The sequence below is a fragment of the Marinibacterium profundimaris genome (assembly GCF_002210095.1).
GTDB classification, from domain to species: domain Bacteria; phylum Pseudomonadota; class Alphaproteobacteria; order Rhodobacterales; family Rhodobacteraceae; genus Marinibacterium; species Marinibacterium profundimaris.
Genome location: NZ_AQQR01000014.1, coordinates 67763 through 87025 on the forward strand (window position 1 = coordinate 67763; position 19263 = coordinate 87025).

General features: G+C 65.1%; 14 protein-coding genes. 6 read left to right on the forward strand and 8 right to left on the reverse strand.

Annotated features, from left to right (window positions below; genetic code table 11):
* Positions 1-54: 54 nt before the first annotated feature.
* The 3 genes from ATO3_RS21770 to ATO3_RS21780 are packed head-to-tail and all read left to right on the forward strand — an operon-like array spanning position 55 to position 3531.
* Positions 55-1578, forward strand: a complete 1524-nt coding sequence (locus tag ATO3_RS21770) for a sugar ABC transporter ATP-binding protein (RefSeq protein WP_088652016.1) — start codon at positions 55-57, stop codon at positions 1576-1578.
* Positions 1568-2545, forward strand: a complete 978-nt coding sequence (locus tag ATO3_RS21775) for an ABC transporter permease (protein WP_088652017.1) — start codon at positions 1568-1570, stop codon at positions 2543-2545. Before ATO3_RS21770 ends, ATO3_RS21775 begins: the two co-directional genes overlap by 11 nt.
* Positions 2545-3531 (forward strand): ABC transporter permease, encoded by a 987-nt coding sequence (locus ATO3_RS21780; protein ID WP_088652018.1) that lies wholly within the window; start codon positions 2545-2547, stop codon positions 3529-3531. The genes ATO3_RS21775 and ATO3_RS21780 overlap by 1 nt, the downstream gene beginning before the upstream one ends.
* Positions 3532-3601: 70 nt before the next feature.
* Here the strand turns inward: ATO3_RS21780 and ATO3_RS21785 are convergent, their stop codons facing one another.
* Both ATO3_RS21785 and ATO3_RS21790 read right to left on the reverse strand, forming a co-directional pair.
* Positions 3602-5866 carry a molybdopterin-dependent oxidoreductase gene (locus tag ATO3_RS21785; protein ID WP_088652019.1) on the reverse strand — a complete coding sequence of 755 codons (2265 nt, stop codon included), beginning with the start codon at positions 5864-5866 and terminating at the stop codon, positions 3602-3604.
* 3 nt (positions 5867-5869) lie between these two features.
* Entirely contained in the window at positions 5870-6922 is a 1053-nt protein-coding gene (locus ATO3_RS21790) for an alcohol dehydrogenase catalytic domain-containing protein (RefSeq protein WP_088652020.1), read from the reverse strand.
* A 101-nt stretch (positions 6923-7023) separates the two neighbouring features.
* Between ATO3_RS21790 and ATO3_RS21795 the strand changes: the two genes are divergently transcribed.
* Positions 7024-7947 (forward strand): transketolase, encoded by a 924-nt coding sequence (locus tag ATO3_RS21795; protein WP_088652021.1) that lies wholly within the window; start codon positions 7024-7026, stop codon positions 7945-7947.
* Positions 7948-7960: 13 nt separating this feature from the next.
* Positions 7961-8965, forward strand: a complete 1005-nt coding sequence (locus tag ATO3_RS21800) for a transketolase family protein (protein WP_088652022.1) — start codon at positions 7961-7963, stop codon at positions 8963-8965.
* A 336-nt stretch (positions 8966-9301) separates the two neighbouring features.
* On the opposite strand, the gene ATO3_RS21805 is transcribed toward ATO3_RS21800, so the two are convergent.
* The 6 genes from ATO3_RS21805 to ATO3_RS21830 form a co-directional block, all read right to left on the reverse strand.
* Positions 9302-10765: an Nramp family divalent metal transporter gene (locus ATO3_RS21805; protein ID WP_332888712.1), complete on the reverse strand. Its 1464-nt coding sequence runs from the start codon at positions 10763-10765 to the stop codon at positions 9302-9304.
* A gap of 1012 nt (positions 10766-11777) precedes the next feature.
* Positions 11778-13295, reverse strand: coding sequence for a sugar ABC transporter ATP-binding protein (locus tag ATO3_RS21810; RefSeq protein WP_088652023.1), 1518 nt, complete (start codon positions 13293-13295; stop codon positions 11778-11780).
* Positions 13292-14293 carry an ABC transporter permease gene (locus tag ATO3_RS21815; protein WP_088652024.1) on the reverse strand — a complete coding sequence of 334 codons (1002 nt, stop codon included), beginning with the start codon at positions 14291-14293 and terminating at the stop codon, positions 13292-13294. The genes ATO3_RS21810 and ATO3_RS21815 overlap by 4 nt, the downstream gene beginning before the upstream one ends.
* Positions 14294-14307: 14 nt before the next feature.
* Positions 14308-15282: an ABC transporter permease gene (locus tag ATO3_RS21820; RefSeq protein WP_088652025.1), complete on the reverse strand. Its 975-nt coding sequence runs from the start codon at positions 15280-15282 to the stop codon at positions 14308-14310.
* Between the two features lie 84 nt (positions 15283-15366).
* Positions 15367-16173: an SDR family NAD(P)-dependent oxidoreductase gene (locus ATO3_RS21825; RefSeq protein ID WP_088652049.1), complete on the reverse strand. Its 807-nt coding sequence runs from the start codon at positions 16171-16173 to the stop codon at positions 15367-15369.
* 94 nt (positions 16174-16267) lie between these two features.
* On the reverse strand, positions 16268-17218 hold the full coding sequence (locus ATO3_RS21830; RefSeq protein WP_088652026.1) for a sugar ABC transporter substrate-binding protein: 951 nt from the start codon (positions 17216-17218) through the stop codon (positions 16268-16270).
* A gap of 285 nt (positions 17219-17503) precedes the next feature.
* On the opposite strand from ATO3_RS21830, the gene ATO3_RS21835 reads away from it, so the two are divergent.
* Complete coding sequence (locus ATO3_RS21835; protein WP_088652027.1) at positions 17504-19240, forward strand: extracellular solute-binding protein; 1737 nt, start codon at positions 17504-17506, stop codon at positions 19238-19240.
* Positions 19241-19263 lie beyond the last annotated feature (23 nt).

The following is a 19263-nucleotide window of genomic DNA, read 5'->3' on the forward strand; positions in this document are numbered from 1 at the left end:
GCCGCCTGCCGCATTCGGCTCCATTGAACTGCAATTCTTGCCAAGCGAGGCGACATGACCGAGGCAGCGTTCCGTCTGCGCGATATTGTTCAGGTATTCCCCGGCGTCCGGGCCCTGGATGGGGCCAACCTGACGGTCCACCCCGGAGAAGTTCACGGCCTGGTTGGCGAAAACGGCGCGGGCAAATCAACGATCATCAAGGTGCTTGCGGGGGTCTACCAGCCCGCCGAAGGCCACATCGACGTGGGCGGGACCGCCATATCCCCCGCCACCCCTGAGAAAATCCATGCCGCCGGAGTGCGGTTCATCCACCAGGAACTGCACCTGGTCCCGCATTTCACCGTCACGGAATCGGTCTTCATGGGCCAGGAACTGGCGGGCCCCATGGGGCTTGCGACAACCCGGATGCGCAGGGCGGCCGAGGCCTTCATGCGCGATCAGCTCGGCTCGGCCCTGCCCGGCAACCGCCTGATCCGCGATCTGAGCCCCGCCGAGCGCAAACTGGTGCAGGTGGCCCGCGCGCTGATCGACGGCGAGGCCAGGGTGGTTGTCTTCGACGAACCGACCGCGCCGCTGGCCAGCGAGGAAGTGCTGAAGATCATGAAGGCGATCGAGCAGCTGAAAAGCCGCGGCATCGCCATTCTCTACGTCTCGCACTACCTCAACGAAATCACCGAGCTGTGTGACCGGGTCACCGTCTTTCGCAAGGGCAAGGACGTGGCCGTGTTCGACGAGATCACCGCCGACACCGGCACCGAGCTGGTTTCGGCCATGATCGGCCGCGAGCTGGACGCCTTCTTTCCCGCCACCAGCCGCCAGGCCGGAGAGGTCGCGCTGCGCCTGCAGGGGTTCAGCGACGGCCAGACGTTCGAGGATGTGACCCTGGACATCCGGCGCGGCGAGATCTTCGGCATCGCCGGGCTGATCGGCTCGGGCCGCGAAGAGCTGGTGGATGCGCTTTACGGGCTGCGCCGGCGCGCGTCCGGGACGCTGACACTGGATGGCACCGTTCTAGATACGCAAAGCGCCGCCAACGCCGTGGCCAACGGCATGGTGCTGGTGCCGCGCGACCGCCGTCACGACGGGCTAGTCCTTCCCATGACGGTCGAGGAAAACGCCACGCTCGCCACGCTGGACGAAAGCTCATCCCTGGGCCTGATCGACCGCAAGCGGATCCGCGAGGTCACCCAGAAGCTGATCGGGGATCTGGACATCCGCCCCGCCAATGCGCGGGCCGTCACCCGGTACCTGAGCGGCGGCAACCAGCAGAAGGTCGTCCTGGCCCGCTGGCTGGCGAAAAGCGCGAAGATCTTCATCTTTGACGAACCCACCGTCGGGGTCGACGTGGGCGCCAAGAGCGAGATTTACCAGCTGATCGAGAACCTGGCCTCGGAGGGGGCGATCATCCTGATGTCGTCCTCCGACCCGATCGAGCTTGTGGGCACCTGTGACCGGGTGGCCGTGATGATGCGGGGCGAGGTCAGGACGATCATCGAGAAGGACGCGTTGAACGTCGATCACCTGGTGGCGATGACCACCGGGGCCACCGACATGCCGGAGGTCGCACATGCAGGCTAATGCCCGCCATCAGAAACACGCGCTGGCCACCTTCGTCGGTCTGCTGCCGCTGATAATTTTCCTGGCGCTTCTGCTTTACGTGGGCCTGAACGCGCCGAACTTCCTGACCTTCATGAACCTGAAGCTCGTGCTGGCACAAAGCCTTCCGGTGGTGCTGGCCGTCATCGGCCTGTCTGCCGTGGTCATGGCCGGGGGCGACGATGTCGTCTCGGGCGGGATCGACCTGTCGATCCCCGCGACGGCGGTGCTCTGTGCGGGCATTGTCGCGGTGATCACGACGGCGGGGCTGTCACTGGTTCTGGCCGCTGGCGCGGCGCTGGTCGCCTGCATGCTGGTGGGCGGGATCAATGCGCTTCTGGTCACGCTGCTGCGCATGACGCCACTGCTGACCACCCTCGCGATGTTCGTCGCGGTGGTGGGCATCAACAACGTCATCACCTCGCGCCGGCGGCTGGATCTGACGTCCGATGCGATCGCGTCGCTGCGGCAGGACTTTGCCTTTGGCCTGCCGCTGGGGATCATCATCGTCGGGATCCTGGTGCTGATCAGCTATCACCTGCTGCACCGCACCAAGTGGGGCCTGAACCTGCAAGCCGCCGGAGGCAGCCGCGACGCGGCCGAAATCTCGGGCATCCGGGTCAACACGCTTGTGGCCCAGTCCTATCTGCTGGCCGCTTTCATGGGCTTTGTCACCGGGTTCTTCATCCTGGCGCGCGGCAACGGCTATTCGCCGGGGACCGAAGACAACCTGATGCTGGAAATGGTGCTGGCCAACTTCCTTGGCGCGGCCTTCTCGCCCCGCCGGGTGGTGACCATGTGGGGCGCGGTGCTGGGCGCGGTCCTTGTCGCCGCCATCTCGATCGGCCTCAAGACCATCGGCGTCAACGTCTTCTGGACCGACCTCATCAAGGGCGCGCTGATCGTGACAGTCGTGGCGCTGTCGGCAATTTCGGAACGGGTGCGGTAATGGAACACGTCTCTGCCAAGGGCAACTTCAACCTGCGCGGCATCGTCGTGCGCTTCGGCTTCCTGATCGTCTTCGCGCTGTTCTTCGCCTTCTTCGCCACATGGAACCCCGTGTTCATAAGCGGGAACAACCTGCTGAACATCGTCGAAGGCTCGGCCATCCTGATGATCATCGCCCTTGGCATGACGCTGATCGTCGCCACCGGCGGGATCGACCTGTCGGTCGGGATCGCGCTGGATTTCGGCGCAGCCTTCGCGGTCGTGGCGATGAAGACCTACGACATGGGCTGGGGCTCGGCCGTCTGCGCGGGCCTGATCGGCGGCTCGCTCGTGGGGCTCTTCAACGCCGCGCTTGTCGTCGGCCTGCGGATCAGCCCATTCCTGGCGACCTTGGGCACGTTCTTCATCGGCTCGTCGGTGCAGCGGATCTTTACCAACGGCGGGGGGCCGATTTCCCACCGGCGGATGCCCGACGGGTTCCGCAACATCGCGCAGGGCGATGTCTTCGGCATCCCGAGCGAGGTCATCCTCGCCGCAGTGCTGGTGGTGATCTACTATCTGGTGCTGGAACGGTCGGTCTGGGGCCGGCGCGTGCATGCGATGGGCATGCAGCGGTCCGCCTCGATCGTGGCCGGTATCCGCGTCAACCGCATCCTGATCGCCTGCTTCGTCTTCGCCTCGATCACCTGCGCCGTGGGCGGGCTGATCTCGGCGGCGAACATCCGGATGTTCACGCCCTTGTCGGGCTTTTCCTACCTGCTGGACGCGATTGCCGCCGTCTTCATCGGTGCGGCGCTGCATCCGCGGGGCCGGCCCAATGTGCTGGGCACGGTGGCGGGGGTTCTGTTCCTGGGCATGGTGACCAACGGGCTGAACCTGATGGGGCTGAACTTCAACACCAAGGATGCCCTGTCGGGGATCATCCTGGTCTCAGCCCTGGCGCTGGCCGTGGCACAGCGCAACATGCGAAACGCGGACGGAGACTGATCTCCGCCCGCGCTCTGCGTCAATGCAAAACGGCCGCCCGGTCCTGGTTCAGGGCCGGGCGGCATTCGTTTCAGCTGGTGAACTCGGGCGGCGCCGCGATCGACAGGTCGGGCAAGGCGCCGGTCCATTTCTCTGCCCGGATCAGGCAGGTATGGGCCATGTTGCCCTGCGACAGCTCCGAACAGCCGTGATCGCTGGTGAGCACGTTGGGATTGCCGTGCACCTCCAGCGGCGCCCCCCTGCCCCGTTGCGGATCGAACCATGCGCCGGTCGGCAGGAACACGCAGTCGCGCCGCAGACCGTCATCCAGCCGCACGCCCGCCAGGCAGGCGCCACGGCCGTTGTAAAGCCGCGCGACATCGCCCGCCGCAAGGCCCAGTGCCCGGGCGGTCTCGGGGTGGAAATAGGCGGCCTCGCGCCCTTCGATCTTGTCGGCCAGCGCCTCCTGCCCCCGGTCGTTCTGCGAATGCAGGCGGGTGTCGGGCTGGCCGGAAATCAGGTGCAGCTCGCCCGGGCCTGCCGAGGTTAGGCATTCCTTCGGCTCGATCCATGTGGGATGGGCGGGACAGCTTGGCAGCTTCAGCGCGCCGATCGCGGCATTCGCCAGGGTGATCCGCCCGGTTTCCGTGGCCAGCGGCACCGCCTCGGGATCGGCGACAAAGCCTGCCAGCGCGATCCGCGCCTCCTCGGCGTCGGGAATGTCGAACCGGCCCTCGGCGCGGAACTGGTCGAGATCCGGCAGCGTGAAGCCATGCGCCTCGGCCACCTCCTGCGACCGGTCCCAGAGATGCGCCAGCCAGGCTTCGGTATCGCGGCCTTCGCTGAAGGCGTCGCCGAAGCCCATGTGCTCGGCCAGGCGAGCGAAGATATCGTAATCGTCCAGCGCCTCGCCGACGGGATCATGAAAGCGCGACATCCACAGAAGCGTCGGATCGCGCCGGTTCATCATGATGTCCGTGCGTTCCAGCGGCGTGGTCGCCGGCAGAACGATATCCGCCCGCCGGGCCGTGGCGGTCCAGCTGTGGTCGTTCACGATGACGGTTTCGGGCCGTGTCCAGGCGTCTTCCAGCCGGTTCAGATCCTGGTGGTGATGGAACGGGTTGCCGCCGGTCCACCAGACCAGCCTGATGTCGGGATAGGTGCGGTCCTGCCCGTCGAAACGGTAGGTGTCGCCGGGATGCAGCAGCATGTCGGCGATCCGCGCGACCGGGATGAAATCGTCGACCGGGTTGCGCCCCTGCGGCACCGACGGCCAGGGGATCAGCCGCGACGCCCGCCCCACCGGCGTGGTCGAGCCATAGCCGAAGCCGTAGCCGGTGCCGGGCTGGCCGATCTGCCCGATCATGGCGGCCAGCGCGAGCCCGGCCCAGATCGGCTGTTCGCCATATTCCGCGCGCTGCAGGCCCCAGGCCATCGAGATCATGCTTTTCGAGCGCACCAGATCATGTGCCAGCTTGCGGATGACATCCGCCTCGATATCGCAGATCGGCGCGGCCCATTCGGCGGTCTTGGCCGTGCCGTCGGCGGCCCCGGTCAGATAGTTCCGGAACGTGTCCCAACCGCTGGTGCATCGCGCGAGGAAGGCGGCGTCGGCCAGGCCAGCGGCGTGGATTTCATGGGCCAGCGCCAGAAGGAGCGCCGTGTCCGTGCCCGGCCGGACCGGCAGCCATTCGGCCCCATCCAGATCGGCCCGCCGCGGAGAGAGGCAGACGATCCGCGTGCCCTTGGCGCGCATCTGTTCCAGCCACGGTCCGACCTCGTGCCGCGAGGTGCCGGACGAGGTGATCTGCGCCGTGCGGGGCGATATGCCGCCCACGGCCAGCAGCAGCTCGCAATGCTCGGCGACCAGCGGCATCGCGGTCATCTCGTCCTGGAAGGCCCGGTTGCTCAGCCCCAGCACGCGCGGGAACAGCACCTCGGCCGCGGCGTGGGAATAGGTGTTGCGCGACGACACGCAGCCGCCGGCCAGGTTCAGGAACCGCCGCATCTGGCTTTGCGCGTGGTGGAAGCGCCCGGCGCTCGACCACCCGTAAGAGCCGCCGAAGACCGCCCCGTTGCCGTGGGTCTCGGTGACGTCGCGCAGGGCGGCCGCCGCCAGCGAGACGGCGCGGTCCCAGCTGACCTCGACATAGCTGTCGTCGCAGCGGTTCGCGCCCTTGTCGCCGTCGAGCCAGCCGCGCCGCACCGCGGGGCGCAGGATGCGGCTTTGCCGGTCCTGCGACGCGCTGGCCCAGCCGCGCCCGATGCGCGAGGGATCGGGGTCGCCGTCAAGCGGGGTCAGCGCCCCGCCCCGTTCGAATTGATAGCTACCCCAATGTGCCGAGGTATACTTCATCGCTCATCCTGGCTTGTTTGGTTCGAATATCACCTTGATCTGCACCTCGCCCGGTTGGGGCTTGCGCGTGATCGCCTCTTCATACGCCTCCAGCGGATAGCTGTGGGTGACGCAGGCCTCACCGTCTATCAACCCGCGGGCCATGAGGTCCAGAGCCGTCGCGTAGGTGAACGGGGCCAGGTGGCCGCCGCGCAGGTCCAGCTCCTTGAACTCGCCCAGGATGTTCAGGTCGAAGGGCACCGGGTCCTTGTAGACGCCGAAGACCACCATGCGTCCCGCCTTGCGGATCAGGTCCAGCCCCTGCAGGAACGCCGATCCCCGCCCCGAGGCTTCGAGGAAGACATCCGCGCCGCGCCCCCCGGTCAGGTCGTCCAGCGTGGTGCCGAGGGCGGGATCGTCGGGGTGGAACGCAAGGTCCGCGCCCAGCGTCAGCGCCAGCTTGCGCTTGGCCTCGCCCGGGTTGATCAGGATCAGCTTGCGCGGCGTCTTCAGGCGGGCTGCCTGCACCATGCCCATGCCGATCGGCCCGGCGCCTGCGATGACGACAACATCCTCGAACCCGATATCGGCCCGCTGGACGCCATGGATGGCATTGGCCAGCGGTTCCACGTAGCAGGCCGCGCGGTTCGACAGGGTGTCGGGAACCTTGTGGATCACCGCATCGGCCGGATAGATCATGTACTCCGCCCAGCCGCCGTCCAGCGTGGCGCCCAGGACATCCATCCGGTCGGACAGGTGGTACTTCCCGCGCTGGCGGAAGAAGTCGTTGCCGTAGGTGATGTTCAGCTCGGCGATGGCCCGGTCGCCTTCACGCAGGCCGTGCCGGTCGGCGGCGCCATCGCCAAGTTCGACCACCGTGCCCGTGAACTCGTGCCCCGGCGTGAAGGGAAACGACAGATCCCAGGGCCCCGTTGCATCCCACATGGCCCGGTCCGCGGCGCAGATGCCGCTGGCATCCACGCGCACCAGAACCTCTCCCGGCCCCGGACGCGGCACGTCCAGCCCCGTTTCCAACCGATGGTTCCCGCCAAACCCATGGCATCGAATGGCTTTCATGCTGACCCTCCCCGTCCGCAGCCTGCGCGCGCAATCCGCTATTGCCTTTTACATTTGCACGTTCTACTGACATTTGTAAAGCTAGATGGAGGAGTCTCCCGGTGAAAAACGAGAAGACAACGGAAGAGATCGCGCTTGGGATCCGGCGCCGGGTGTTCGAGCACTCGATGCGCAACAACGGCGGCTACCTGAGCCAGGCATGCTCGGCGGGCGAACAGCTGGCCTGGCTCTACAACGAGGCGCTGAACCTCGGGCAGCCGACCCTGCCGATGATCCCCAAACCCTTCGAGGGCGTGCCCTCGCCGGACAATCCGGACTATCACACCGGCGCCGGCTACAACGGACCGGCCTCTCCCGACTATGACCGGCTGTTCATCGCACCGGCGCATTACGCGCTGGTCGCCTATGCCACCCTGATCGAGGTCGGCCGGATGGCGCCCGAGGGGCTGGAGATGTTCAACAAGGACGGCTCGTCCGTCGAGATGATCGGCGCCGAACACAGCCCCGGCATGGAAGTGCACAACGGCACGCTGGGCATCGGCCTGTCGACGGCCGCGGGCCTGGCCTATGGCCGCAAGCTGCGCGGAGACACCGGCAAGACCTGGGTCTTCATGTCCGACGGCGAGGTGCAGGAAGGCCAGACCTGGGAAGCGGTACAGGCCTGCGCGTTCCACAACGTCGAGGTCAAGGCGATCATGGACGTCAACGACCAGCAATGCGACGGCGCCATGGACTCGGTGATGGAGGTCGGTGACATCCGCACCAAGTTCATCAACTTCGGCGCCCATTGCGTCGAGGTGGACGGGCACGACCTGGACGCGATCCGGCAGGCCTCGGAAGAGAAACACGAGGGCAAGCCGCTGATCATCCTGGCCCGGACGAACCCCTTCCACGCGATGTCGATCCTCGAGGAACGGTTCCCGCGGCTGCATTACGTACGCTTCAAGTCGGAAGACGAACGCGCGCGCATGAACGTATCCATCGCAAAAGACCTGGGCGTCGACCCGGTCGATTACGCCCACTGAGGAGGCTGGACAAATGGTAGAGATGGTTTCGCGCCCCTATGCGTCAGCCTTCGAGAAATTCGCGGCCGGCAACCCCGATATCCTGTGCCTGTCGGCGGACCTGACCTCGTCCTGCGAGATCGACGGGTTCCGCGACCGGCACCCCGAGCAGTTCGTGTCGATGGGCATGGCCGAGCAGAACATGATGAGCTTTGCCGGCGGTCTCGGCCTGGCGGGCTTCCGGCCCTTCATCCACACTTTCGGCGTGTTCATGTATCGTCGCCCCTACGATCAGCTGATGGCGTCGATCGCCTACCCGCGCCGCAAGGTCCGCCTGATGGGGTTCCTGCCGGGCGTCACCACGCCGGGCGGCATGACCCACCAGTCGATCGAGGATATCTCGGTCATGCGGTCGATCCCGAACATGACGATCCTTGAAACGGGTGACGCGACCGAGGTGGAATCGATCTGCGAAGCGGCCGACAGCATCGACGGACCGGTCTGGTGCCGCGTGCTGCGCGGATCCGTGCCGCGCCTGTTCGACACGCCGATCAAGGTCGGCGAGATGCGCGAGCTGAGCAGCGGCGACGACGTGCTGGTCGTGACATCGGGCATCTGCACCGAAGAGGCCATGCGCGCCCGGTCGGCCCTGAAAGAGGCGGGCCTGTCGATCCGGCACCTGCACCTGCACACGATCAAGCCCTTCGACGCCAAGGCGCTTCTGGATCATATCGGCAGCGTCAAGCACGGCGTCATCACGCTGGAAAACCACGTGACCGAAGGCGGGATCGGGTCGCTCGTGGCCGAGACGATGGCCGACGCGGGCGTGGGCAAGCGCCTGATCCGCCTCGGGCTCAAGGACACCTATGCCCACGGCGGCTCGCGCCCCTACCTGATGCGCTACTATGGCCTGGATGCGCTTGCGCTGGTCCGCGGGACCGAAGAGCTGATGGGTCAGAGCTTTGGCATCAGCGAAGACGACCTGGACGATGCACGCATCGACGACGTCCATTCGCTCGTCAAGGCCGAAGCGCTCTAAGCCCCTCCGATCCCGGAGGCCCATACCAGAAACGTTCCACGACCGCCGCCAGGGTCAGACCCTGGCGGCGGTCATGCGTTTTGCCGGTGCTGCGCGGGGCGATACAGGGCGTCTGAAAGGGCCGCCCTTCGTTTTCGTGCCTCTCCCCATCTTCAAGGTCGCACCGTCGCGGCCCCGACGCGGGGAAGGTCCGGACCCCTGCGGATGTCATGGGACAGCCCCGTGACACAGGGCCGAAAAAGACGGGGCCGGACAAGACGGGACCTCGAAAGAGAAAGGGCCGCGCCAGGTTTCCCCGGCGCGGCCCCTTTGTCTCGTTCCGATGCGATCAGCGGATCAGAACAGCATCATGATCAGCACGTAGAGCGAGATAAGCGCCAGACCGACAGTACCCGTCCAGGCCAGGCCCATCATGAAGGCACCGGGCATGTGCTCTTTCTCCTCGGGCGTCTGGAAGCCGTCGGTGATCGCCTTGATCGTCAGCCAGTAGATGATCGGCGAGAAGATAAGCGCAAGGATCGACGCCACCTGGACCACGACGATCGGCTTGGGCATGCCGAACATCACGGCTGCGCCGCCGATGACCCAGAGCACCTGGAAGCCGCGGTTGATCAAGAGGCGGGTCTTCGGCTTGTCCCAGCTGGTCTTCAGACGGACACAGCATTCCTCGAACACCCGTGCCTGACCATCGAAATAGGTGAAGACGGTCGAGAACAGGGCTGCGACGCCGCCTGCGATGATCACCGGGAAGATCCAGGCGCCGAACGTGTCGGTGTAGATCCGCGCGATGGTGACACCCATTTCGCGCCCGGCCGGCACCAGCCCGATCGGGTTGAGCACAACGGCACCGACGATCAGGAACACCATGCCGGTCAGGGCGGCGACGATGTAGGACACGTTCATGTCGCGGCGGTACAGGATCATCGAGTTCTTCATGTAGTCGGGGTGAACCTCGACCTCATGACCCTTCGCGCGCATCTCACGGACGAAGACCATGCCGCTCTTCTTGTCGACGGCCCAGTTCGACTGCATGGCCGACACCTCGGTGGTGGTCGGGAAGTAGCCCCACATGGCACCGAAGAGGATCATCGCGCCGGCAGGCGGCAGTGTCGGCAGAAGGCGCGACAGGTATTCGCCCGGGGGCGGCGCCTGCAGTGCAAAGGCAATGAACGACGACAGGGCGAAGACGATGATGGCGATCTTCACGATACCTTCGAAGACTTCGTATTTCCCAAGCCAAAGGATCGCGACGCTGACGAGGAGAACGGCCATCGACCAGGCTTCCAGCGGCATGAACGGGAAGGCCGCCCAGAGGAGAGCGCCGCAGCCCAGGGCCCGGCCGGCGATGCCGAACGTGTTGGCCAGCGACTGAAAGCCAAGATACCAGAACGGCCACTGACCGACGCGGCCATAAGCGTTCATGATGCTCTCGCCCTTCACCATCGTGTAGCGGTGAGCGAATTCGAAGCAGCAGTACTTCAGGATGTACGCGGCGGGGATGATCCAGAGCAGAGCATAGCCGTACTGGGCGCCTGCCGTCGGGCCGTGCATGATGTGGCTTGCACCGATACCTGTCATGGCAGCCGCGATGCCCGGGCCTGCATTCTGCCATGTGTCCTTCAGGGTCGTGCCCGGGGCATCAAGGTAGATTTTTTCGCCGGGCTTTGCGCCAGCTTCAAAGTCGACATCTCCCTGACGCGGAGTGTCGGTCGATAAAGTCGTCAAAATGGTTCCTCCCACATGTCGAGTGTGCCGGCGCAGGCGTCCGGCCGGCGACTCACGCTCGCCGGGTCTGGGCACATGTGCCGTGTGGCTTCCGTTTTTCGATGGAATACAACGCGGCGTTTGGACCTCCTCGTCCCGTCCGCGATGCTTCCCCCACGAGAGCCACTGTGGGCTACCACATACCAAGGTGCAATCCAAATTTTACAAAATTCCGCGAATTGCACATAACGCGACAAACTTCCGGGTCGGTATCAGCGGCCAGTGTCGCCATTTGACCGAAGAAGAGGGGGGCGAAGGCTGACCGCCTGAAAAAGCGGCATTATTTCTCCCCTCTGGAGTGTCGTTTTATTACGCCCAGTGCACTTTCCGGCAGAGAACTGAGGGGCCGCGCGCCACGACTCACCGGGAATCGACCCTATGAAAGGCCATGGTCCCGGACCATCTGTCGTTCTCAAATCAATCTCCGGATGCGGCCTCGACCTGCAGTCAAGGAAGAGCGCAGGGTATCTCACCACATGGCTTTGGCAGGCGCAAGGAACCGGAGATCTCCCGCCGCAGGCCGACGACCTCGAAACCGCGCGGCATCTCGACCGGCCCCGAAACGGGGCCGGCTCCGGGCTAAGGGCTGACAGCCAATCACGGCCGGAAGACAAAGTGACGGGGACCGCAATTGCGCACGGCGGGGGACGATTCGGGCGCGTTGCCGCCGGCCGCCAGTGGCGCGGCAGACCGGTTGGCGGTCGCGGCGCATGTCGCATTTGACGGGCCTCTCGCGGGCCCTCCCTGCCCTGTGAGCCAGCCGCTATCCTGCCGCGCGGCAGGGCTGCGACAGGCGCTGCGCTTCGTGAGCGTGGCAGGCTGGTCCGGACGTCACGACCATACGCGGCAGACATACCGAAGCATCACGGATTGGAATGGAACTTCACTGTCATCCCGCCCGCAGGTCAACGGCAGGCGCGACGGAAGAGGGCCGGTACGCGGCCAGCAAGGCAGCTCGGACAGCAGGCACGGGCGCAGGCAACGCCGTGACGACCGCTGTGGCGTGGCACAGCGGTCCAGGCCATTCCGCGGCGGCCCTGCCCTCCCTTCAGGCCACTTCCGTCGCCTGCGCACCCGGTCCGATGCCGGAAATCGCCTGGATCAGGCTGTCTTCCGTCACGTCCTCGGACCGGAAGGTCCGGATGATGCGGCCCGAGTACATGGCGATGATGCGGTCTGACACGTGCAGCACCTCTGGCATTTCCGAACTGATGACCATGACGGCGTAGCCCTGTGCCGCAAGCTCGCGCAGCAGCTTGTGGATCTCGGATTTGCTGCCCACGTCGATGCCCCGCGTCGGCTCGTCGACGATCAGCACATCGGGATGCATCGACAGCCACTTGCCGATGACGATCTTCTGCTGGTTGCCCCCCGACAGGTTGCCGACCTTCTGACGCCAGCCCGGCGTGCGGATGTCGAGCTGATCGCGGTACTTGTCGAAGATCTTTATCTCCTCCCCCTCGGCCACGAAGGGCCCGGAGGCAAGGCGATCGACCTGCGGCAGGGTCATGTTGTCCCGGCAATTCATGCCAAGCACCAGCCCCTGCCCCTTGCGGTCTTCCGGGACAAGGGAAATGCCATGCGCGATGGCCTCGTCCGGGGAGTGTATCTGCGTCTCGACGCCGCCCAGCAGGATCTGCCCGGCAGACGGCCGGCGCAGACCGAAGAGTGTCTCGGCAATCTCAGTGCGCCCCGCCCCCACCAGACCGTAAAAGCCCACGACCTCGCCGCGCCGGATGTCAAAGCTGATGTCCGTGTAGAGCTTGCCGCAGGACAGCCCGCGCACCTCGATCGCGACCTCGCCCAGCTGGTGATGCGATGCGTTGCGGCTAAGATCGAGCTGCCGGCCAATCATCATCTGCGTGACGGACTCCTCGTCGGTCTCGGCCGTGTTGACCGTGCCCTGGTACTGACCGTCGCGCAGGATCGAGATCCGGTCGGTGATCCTGAAGATCTCCTCCATCCGGTGAGAGATGTAGATGATCCCGACGCCGCCTGCCTTCAGGTCCGCGATCACGTCGAACAGCACCACCTTCTCGGCATCGGTGAGCGAGGCGGTGGGCTCGTCGAAGATCACCGCCTTGGCATCGACCGTCAGCGCGCGGGCGATCTCGACCATTTGCTGGTTGGCGATGGACAGATCGCCGACCCGGGTGCGCGCGTCGAAACCCACGTTGAGCTTGCCGAGGATGGCATTGGTGCGCTCCGTCAGCGTGGCCCAGTCGACCCGGCCGAAGCGCTTCCGGGGCAGCTCGCCCAGGTAGATGTTCTCGGCCACGCTGAGCTCTTCGGCGAGGCTGAGTTCCTGGTGGATGAAGACGATGCCCTTTGCCTTCGCCTCCAGCGGACCGGCCATCGTGACCCTGTCGTCGCCGATGTAGATCGCGCCCTCGGTGGGCTGGTGGATGCCGCCCAGCACCTTCATCAGGGTGGACTTGCCCGCCCCGTTCTCGCCCATGAGCGCATGGACCTCGCCGGGCATGACCGAGAAGGAGACCCCGTCGAGCGCCCGCACGCCGGGGAATGTCTTTACGATGTTTTCGAGACGCAGAACTGGATCGGTCATACCTTCAGCTCCTCCTTGCCCTTCAGGTTAAGCTGCTTGTCCAGGAACAGCACCGCGATCAGGATCAGGCCCACGGCAAGGTTCACGGTCGAAGTGTCGGCCCCGATATGGCCTAGCCCCTTGCGCAGCAGCTGGATCGCGATGACGCCGCCGAAGGTGCCGATCACGTTGCCGGCGCCACCGGTGATCTTGGTGCCGCCCAGCACGACGGCGGTGATCACCCACAGCTCATAGAGCTGTCCGTCGTTCGGGTTCACCGAACCGGCCTCGGAATAGAAGACCACCGCCGAAAGCGCCGCGAGAAAGCCGATGATGGCGAAGTTGATCATCATGTGCGGGCCGACGCGGATCCCGGCATTGACGGCCGCCTCGCGGTTGTCACCGATGGCATAGGCGTTGCGGCCATGCACCGTGCGCGCCATGACGAACCACATCACCAGCGTCACCCCCAGCAGGAACCAGGTGGCCGTGGCAAAGCCCAGAAACTCGGCTTCGGCGAAATCGACCAGCGTCCAGTTGAGATGGCTCGTCGGGTTCTCGCCGTTGAACATGAAGACGATGCCGCGATAGCCCAGCATGGATCCCAGCGTGACGATGAAGGCATCCACCCCCGTCTTCCAGACGATCAGCCCGTTCAGCGCCCCCAGCAGCGTGCCGACCGTCAGCGCCAGCAGCCAGGCCACCGGGATCACCCCGTCGCCCAGCCCCGCGAAGATCGGCCAGGTCATGGAATCCAGCAGGACGATCGCGGCGATGGCAAAGGTCGCGCCGACCGAGAGGTCGATGTTGCCGTTGACCATGACGATCGTCATGCCCATCGCGATGATGCCGATCGGGGCGGACTGCTTGAGCAGCAGAAGCATGTTCTCCCCGTCCATGAAGGCCGTGTCGGACAGCGAAAGGTGTTCTCCGGCAATGCTGAAGAAGATCAGCTCGAGAAGGATGAAGCCCCAGATCGCGCCGCTTTTCAGCGCCTTTGAGACAGTGCTCTTTTGCATGGCTTTCCCTCCGCTCACGCGATCGACGACCAGAGCTTGCCGCGCTTGGCCGCGATATCCAGCCAGACTGCAAGAATGATGATTATCCATGTGACGACGAACTGGACGTAGAATTGCAGACCCATCAACAGCAGCCCGTTCTGGATGAAGCCCAGGATCAGGACGCCGATCACCGTCTTGAAGATCGTCCCCGACCCGCCCAGAAGCGACGCGCCGCCGAGGATCACCGCCGCCAGAACCTCCAGCTCCAGCCCCTGGCCCACCGTGTTCTGCGAACCCAGCGACCGGCTTGCCTGGATCAGGCCCGCGGTGGCCACGCAGCCCGAAGAGATCAGGTAGCAGGTGAACACCGTGCGCGCCCTGCGGATGCCGGAGAAGGTCGCCGCCGTGCCGTTGCCACCCACCGCGTAGACCTTGCGGCCGAAGGGCGTTCGCGCCAGCACCAGCCCCAGAAAGGCCGCCACCGCCAGGAACATCAGGATCGGCACCGGGATGCCCAGCGCCGTGCCCTGCCCGAAGACGGAGAACCACGTGCCCTCCTTGTCGGCAATGTCCATGTTCTGCCCGCCGGAATAGGTCAGCGTCAGCCCGTGTATGGCCGACAACATCCCCAGCGTCACGATCAGGGAATTCAGCCTGAGATACCCCACCAGGAAGCCGATGAAGGCGCCCAGGCACAGGGTCATGAGGAACATCAGCGGTATCGCCAGCGCCGGGCCGACCTTGTCATGCAGATCGAGCACGACAATCGTCGAGAAGGACATCATCGACCCGACCGACAGGTCGAGGTTGCCGCTTATGACGACAAAGGTCACCCCGACGGCCATAATCCCCAGGATCGCCGAGGACCGGACCACACTGAAGACGTTGTCGATGCTGATGAATTTCTGGTTGGCCATGGTGAAGGCGATCATGAAGACCGCGAAGGCCACCAGTATCCCCTGTTTCGCTAGGAATTCTCCCAGGTCTTTCCTGTTCATTGCTGCCATGATCCCCTCCCTGAATCGCAGGCCTGCGTCCTGTCTGTCCGGTGCCGCGCGATGGGCCCGGGCAAAATCCTCCCTCCATTCAGGTCACACCAAAGTCATGCCTCCGTCGATCATGACGATCTGCCCTGTCATGTAGTCGCTGTCCCGGGAGGCCAGAAATGTCGTCGTCCCGGTGATATCCGGCGGCGTGGCCACCCTGCCCTTCAGGATACCGGCCGAAAACTCCTCCATCGCCTGGCCCGGACGCTCGGCCGCGCCGATGTCCATCAGGTCCCGGTCAACCTGGTCCCACATCTCGGTCATCACCACGCCGGGGGCGAACCCCGTGACCGTGATACCGTGCCTGGCAAGATCCCTTGCCCCGGACTGGGTCAGGGAGACGACCGCGAATTTGGACGCGCAATAGGGCGCGACATTGTCATAGCCCTGCCGGCCCGCGATCGAGGCGGTGTTGACGATCTTGCCCGCCATGCGGTCCGGTCCGGAGCCCTGGGCGATCATCTGGCGGGCGGCCTCCTGCATTCCGATCATGCAGCCCAGCCCGTTCACCCCCATGATGAAATTCCAGTTGCCTTCGTCCACGTCCATGAAGTTCATCGGCTTGTTCACGCCGGCATTGTTGAACTTCACGTCGAGCCGTCCGAAGGTCTCGACGGTGTGGGCGATCATGGCGCGAACCTGTTGCCGGTCCGTGACATCCACCCGGGCCGCCGTGACCCGATCCGGACCGTGTGTCGCCCGGTTGGCGGCGGCGACTTCCGCGACGCCTGTGCCGTCTATGTCGGCGAAGCAGACCTTCGCCCCCTCCCTCAGCAGGTCTTCCCCGATGGCGCGTCCGATGCCGCGCGCCGCGCCTGTCACGAGGCAGACGCGATCCGTCACCCGTCCCATGCCGTTCATCCTTGTCTGTCTGTCGCGTGTTGTCGGCCACGAAGCGGGGCAAACGGCAGTCAGGCCACCGCCGCCCCGCCCGCGGGAGGTTCGATCAGAAGACCGGCTTGGAGAATTCGTCCATGTTGTCCTGCGTGATCTTCGGCGTGTCGAAGTAGTTCAGGAAGGGCACGTCCTCGCCGCTCAGCACATCGACCGCCGTGTTCAGCGCGGCCTTCGCGTCGTCGACCGGAGACTGGTAGATCGAGCCCCAGTAATCGCCCGCCGCCATGCTTTCGTAGCCAACGGCAAAGTTGGTGGCGCCGACGAAGATGATGTCGTCACGCCCGGCGGCCTTGGCCGCGTTCAGCGCGCCGACGCCCATGTTGTCATCCCCGGCATAAACGCCGTCGATGTCGTCGTACTTCACCAGGAAGGCTTCCATGACCTGCTGCGATTTCTCGCGGTTCCAGTCGCCCGGCTGTGTGTCCACGATGGTCACGTCGGGGCAGACCTCGGGCAGGCGATCCTCGAAGCCCTTGGCGCGCTCGATGGCGGTCGTGTAACCCGGCTGACCGGTGATGTGCACGACCTGGGCCTCGGTCTCGATACCCATCTCCTTGAACTTGTCGCACATGATTTCCGCCGAGCGGGCGCCCTGCGTGATGTTGTCCGGGCCCGAGAAGGATTTGACGAAATCAAAGCCCTGCTCGGCGATGTTGGAATTGGTCACGATGACCGGGATGTCGGCCTGGAAGGCCTTGCGCACGGCCGGAATGACGGCCTCGCCGTTGGTCGGCCAGATGATGATCGCGTCCACGTCCTGCTGGATCAGGTCCTCGATCTGCGCGATCTGGCGCGCCACGTCGCCGCCTGCATCCAGCACCACGGCCTCGACATTTTCGTTGGCCTCGGCCGCCTCGATAAAGGCCTTTTCGTAGGTGGTCTGGTAGCTGTCGACGCCCACGTTGTTCTGCGTGATGCCGATCTTCATGGTCTCGGCCTGCGTCATGCCCGCGAGTCCCGCAAGAATGGTGCCGGTGACCAGCGCTGACTTCATCTTCATGTTGGTTCCTCCCTGTGGTGGTCGGCCCCTCCCCTCCCGGAGAGGCCCTGTCCCGGTCGCGAAACCGGACGCCTTGCAGTCTGGTCCCTCCGAGATCGCCAGTGACCCCGCCAATACATCCATTACGGACATCGCAGTATCCAAAATGGATAAATTCGCCCTACCTTCCAAAGATCAGACTGGACACCTTCAGGAGAGACCGTCGTGAGCGACAAGGAAACATCCGGATTGGACGGGGTCGATGCGCCACACGCAAGCAAACTGGTCAAAAGGCACAGATCCAAAATGAACGCCATGGGAGGACATACTTCAAGCCAGCCGTCCGCGCCACAAGGCCGCGCGGAGACGCTGGAGTTGCTGTCCTTCCTCGGAACCTTCAGCGACGAGATGGAAGATGCGCTGGACCTCGTGACGCCCAATGCGCATCTGCGCATGATGCTTCACCTGCTCGAAGGCCATCTTGAAGCGCGCACCATCACCCCCACCTCGCTGATCAACGCCAGCCGCGTGCCCTATGCGACGGCCACCCGACGGCTGAAGGAAATGGTCGCCGCCGGCCTTGTCGAACAGCGCCCCCGCACCGCGACGGGAAAAAGCTATTCGATGCACCCCAGCGACAAACTGCTGGCCCAGTGGGTCCAGCTGTCGGGCCGTCTGCGGCGCCTTGCCGAGACACATTTCCAGGCCCAGCCGGATGCCGAGACGCGGGATTACTATTACGGCGGAAGCTACGCGGCGACCCATCCGGTGCCGCCGCTCAGTGTCCGCACCGAACCGCTGAAGCTTCAGGGCGGCGTGCGGGTGCTGGTGCATGGCGACCCGACCTTCATGGTGATGGAGTCGCTCAAGCGCCAGTTCGAACAGGCGATCGGGACGGGCATCAGCCAGCGGGCCTTCTCCATCGATCGCCTGCGCGAAGAGGCGCTGCGCAATGCAGAGCGGGAGAACAGCCGTTACGACATCATCGCGGTGGACCTTCCCTGGATCGGCGAGTTCGCGACGCGGGATGTGCTGATGCCGCTCGATCGCGTGATGGATATCGCGCGGCTGGATCCCGCGGATTTCCACACCGCGGGCTGGAAAGCCGCCCATTGGGACGGTCATCCCTACGGCGTGCCCGCGCAGACCACGCCCGAGCTTCTGTTCTACCGCCGCGACCTTCTGGCCGACGCCGGGCTGGAGCCGCCGGCCACGACCGACGACCTGATGGCCGCCGCCCGCAGGCTGCACAATCCCCGCCGCGGGATGCACGGCATCGCCTGGAACGCGGCACGCGGCACGGCGCTGGGGCATACGGCGCTGATGATGCTGGCCGACTTTGGCCAGCCCGTCTTCGACCTGTCGCCGATCCACGGCGGCTTCGACACGGATGCGCTGGCCCGGGGCGGATACCGCCCCACCATCGACACCGAGGCAGGGCTGCGCGCGGCCGAGTTCATGCTGGAACTGCTGCAATATTCTCCGCCCGACATCCTTTCGATGTCCTGGTACGAAAGGGTCCGCCCCTATGCCGCGGGGACCGTTGCCATGGCCTATGGCTACACCCTGCTGGCCCCGTATTTCGAGCTCGACCAGACATCGCCAGCCCATGGCGAGACAGGCTATTTGCCCCATCCCTGCGCCCCCGATGCCACGCATGTGGCCCCGGTCGGCGGCTATGTCATGGGGATCCCGGCCAACCTGGCGCCCGAACGCATCCCGGCCGCGGTCGAGGCGCTGATTACCTTCACCTCGCCCGAGGCACAGAAGCTTTACGTGCAGAACGGCAGCCGCACCAACCCGCGCTACTCCGTGGGCGCCGATCCGGAGGTGCGCCGCACCTCGACGATCTTCGAGGCGGTGGACGGCATGTCCTGGCGCGACGAACTGCAGTTCTGGCCGCGCCCGCCGGTGCCCGAGATCGGCGAGATCATCCGCATCTGCGGCGAGGAATTCCACGACATGCTGCGCGGCATCATCCCGCCGCGCGAGGCACTGGGACGCGCCCAGAAACGGGCCGACGAATTGACAAGACCAGGCTGACCACCGCGTCAGCGACCAGGGAG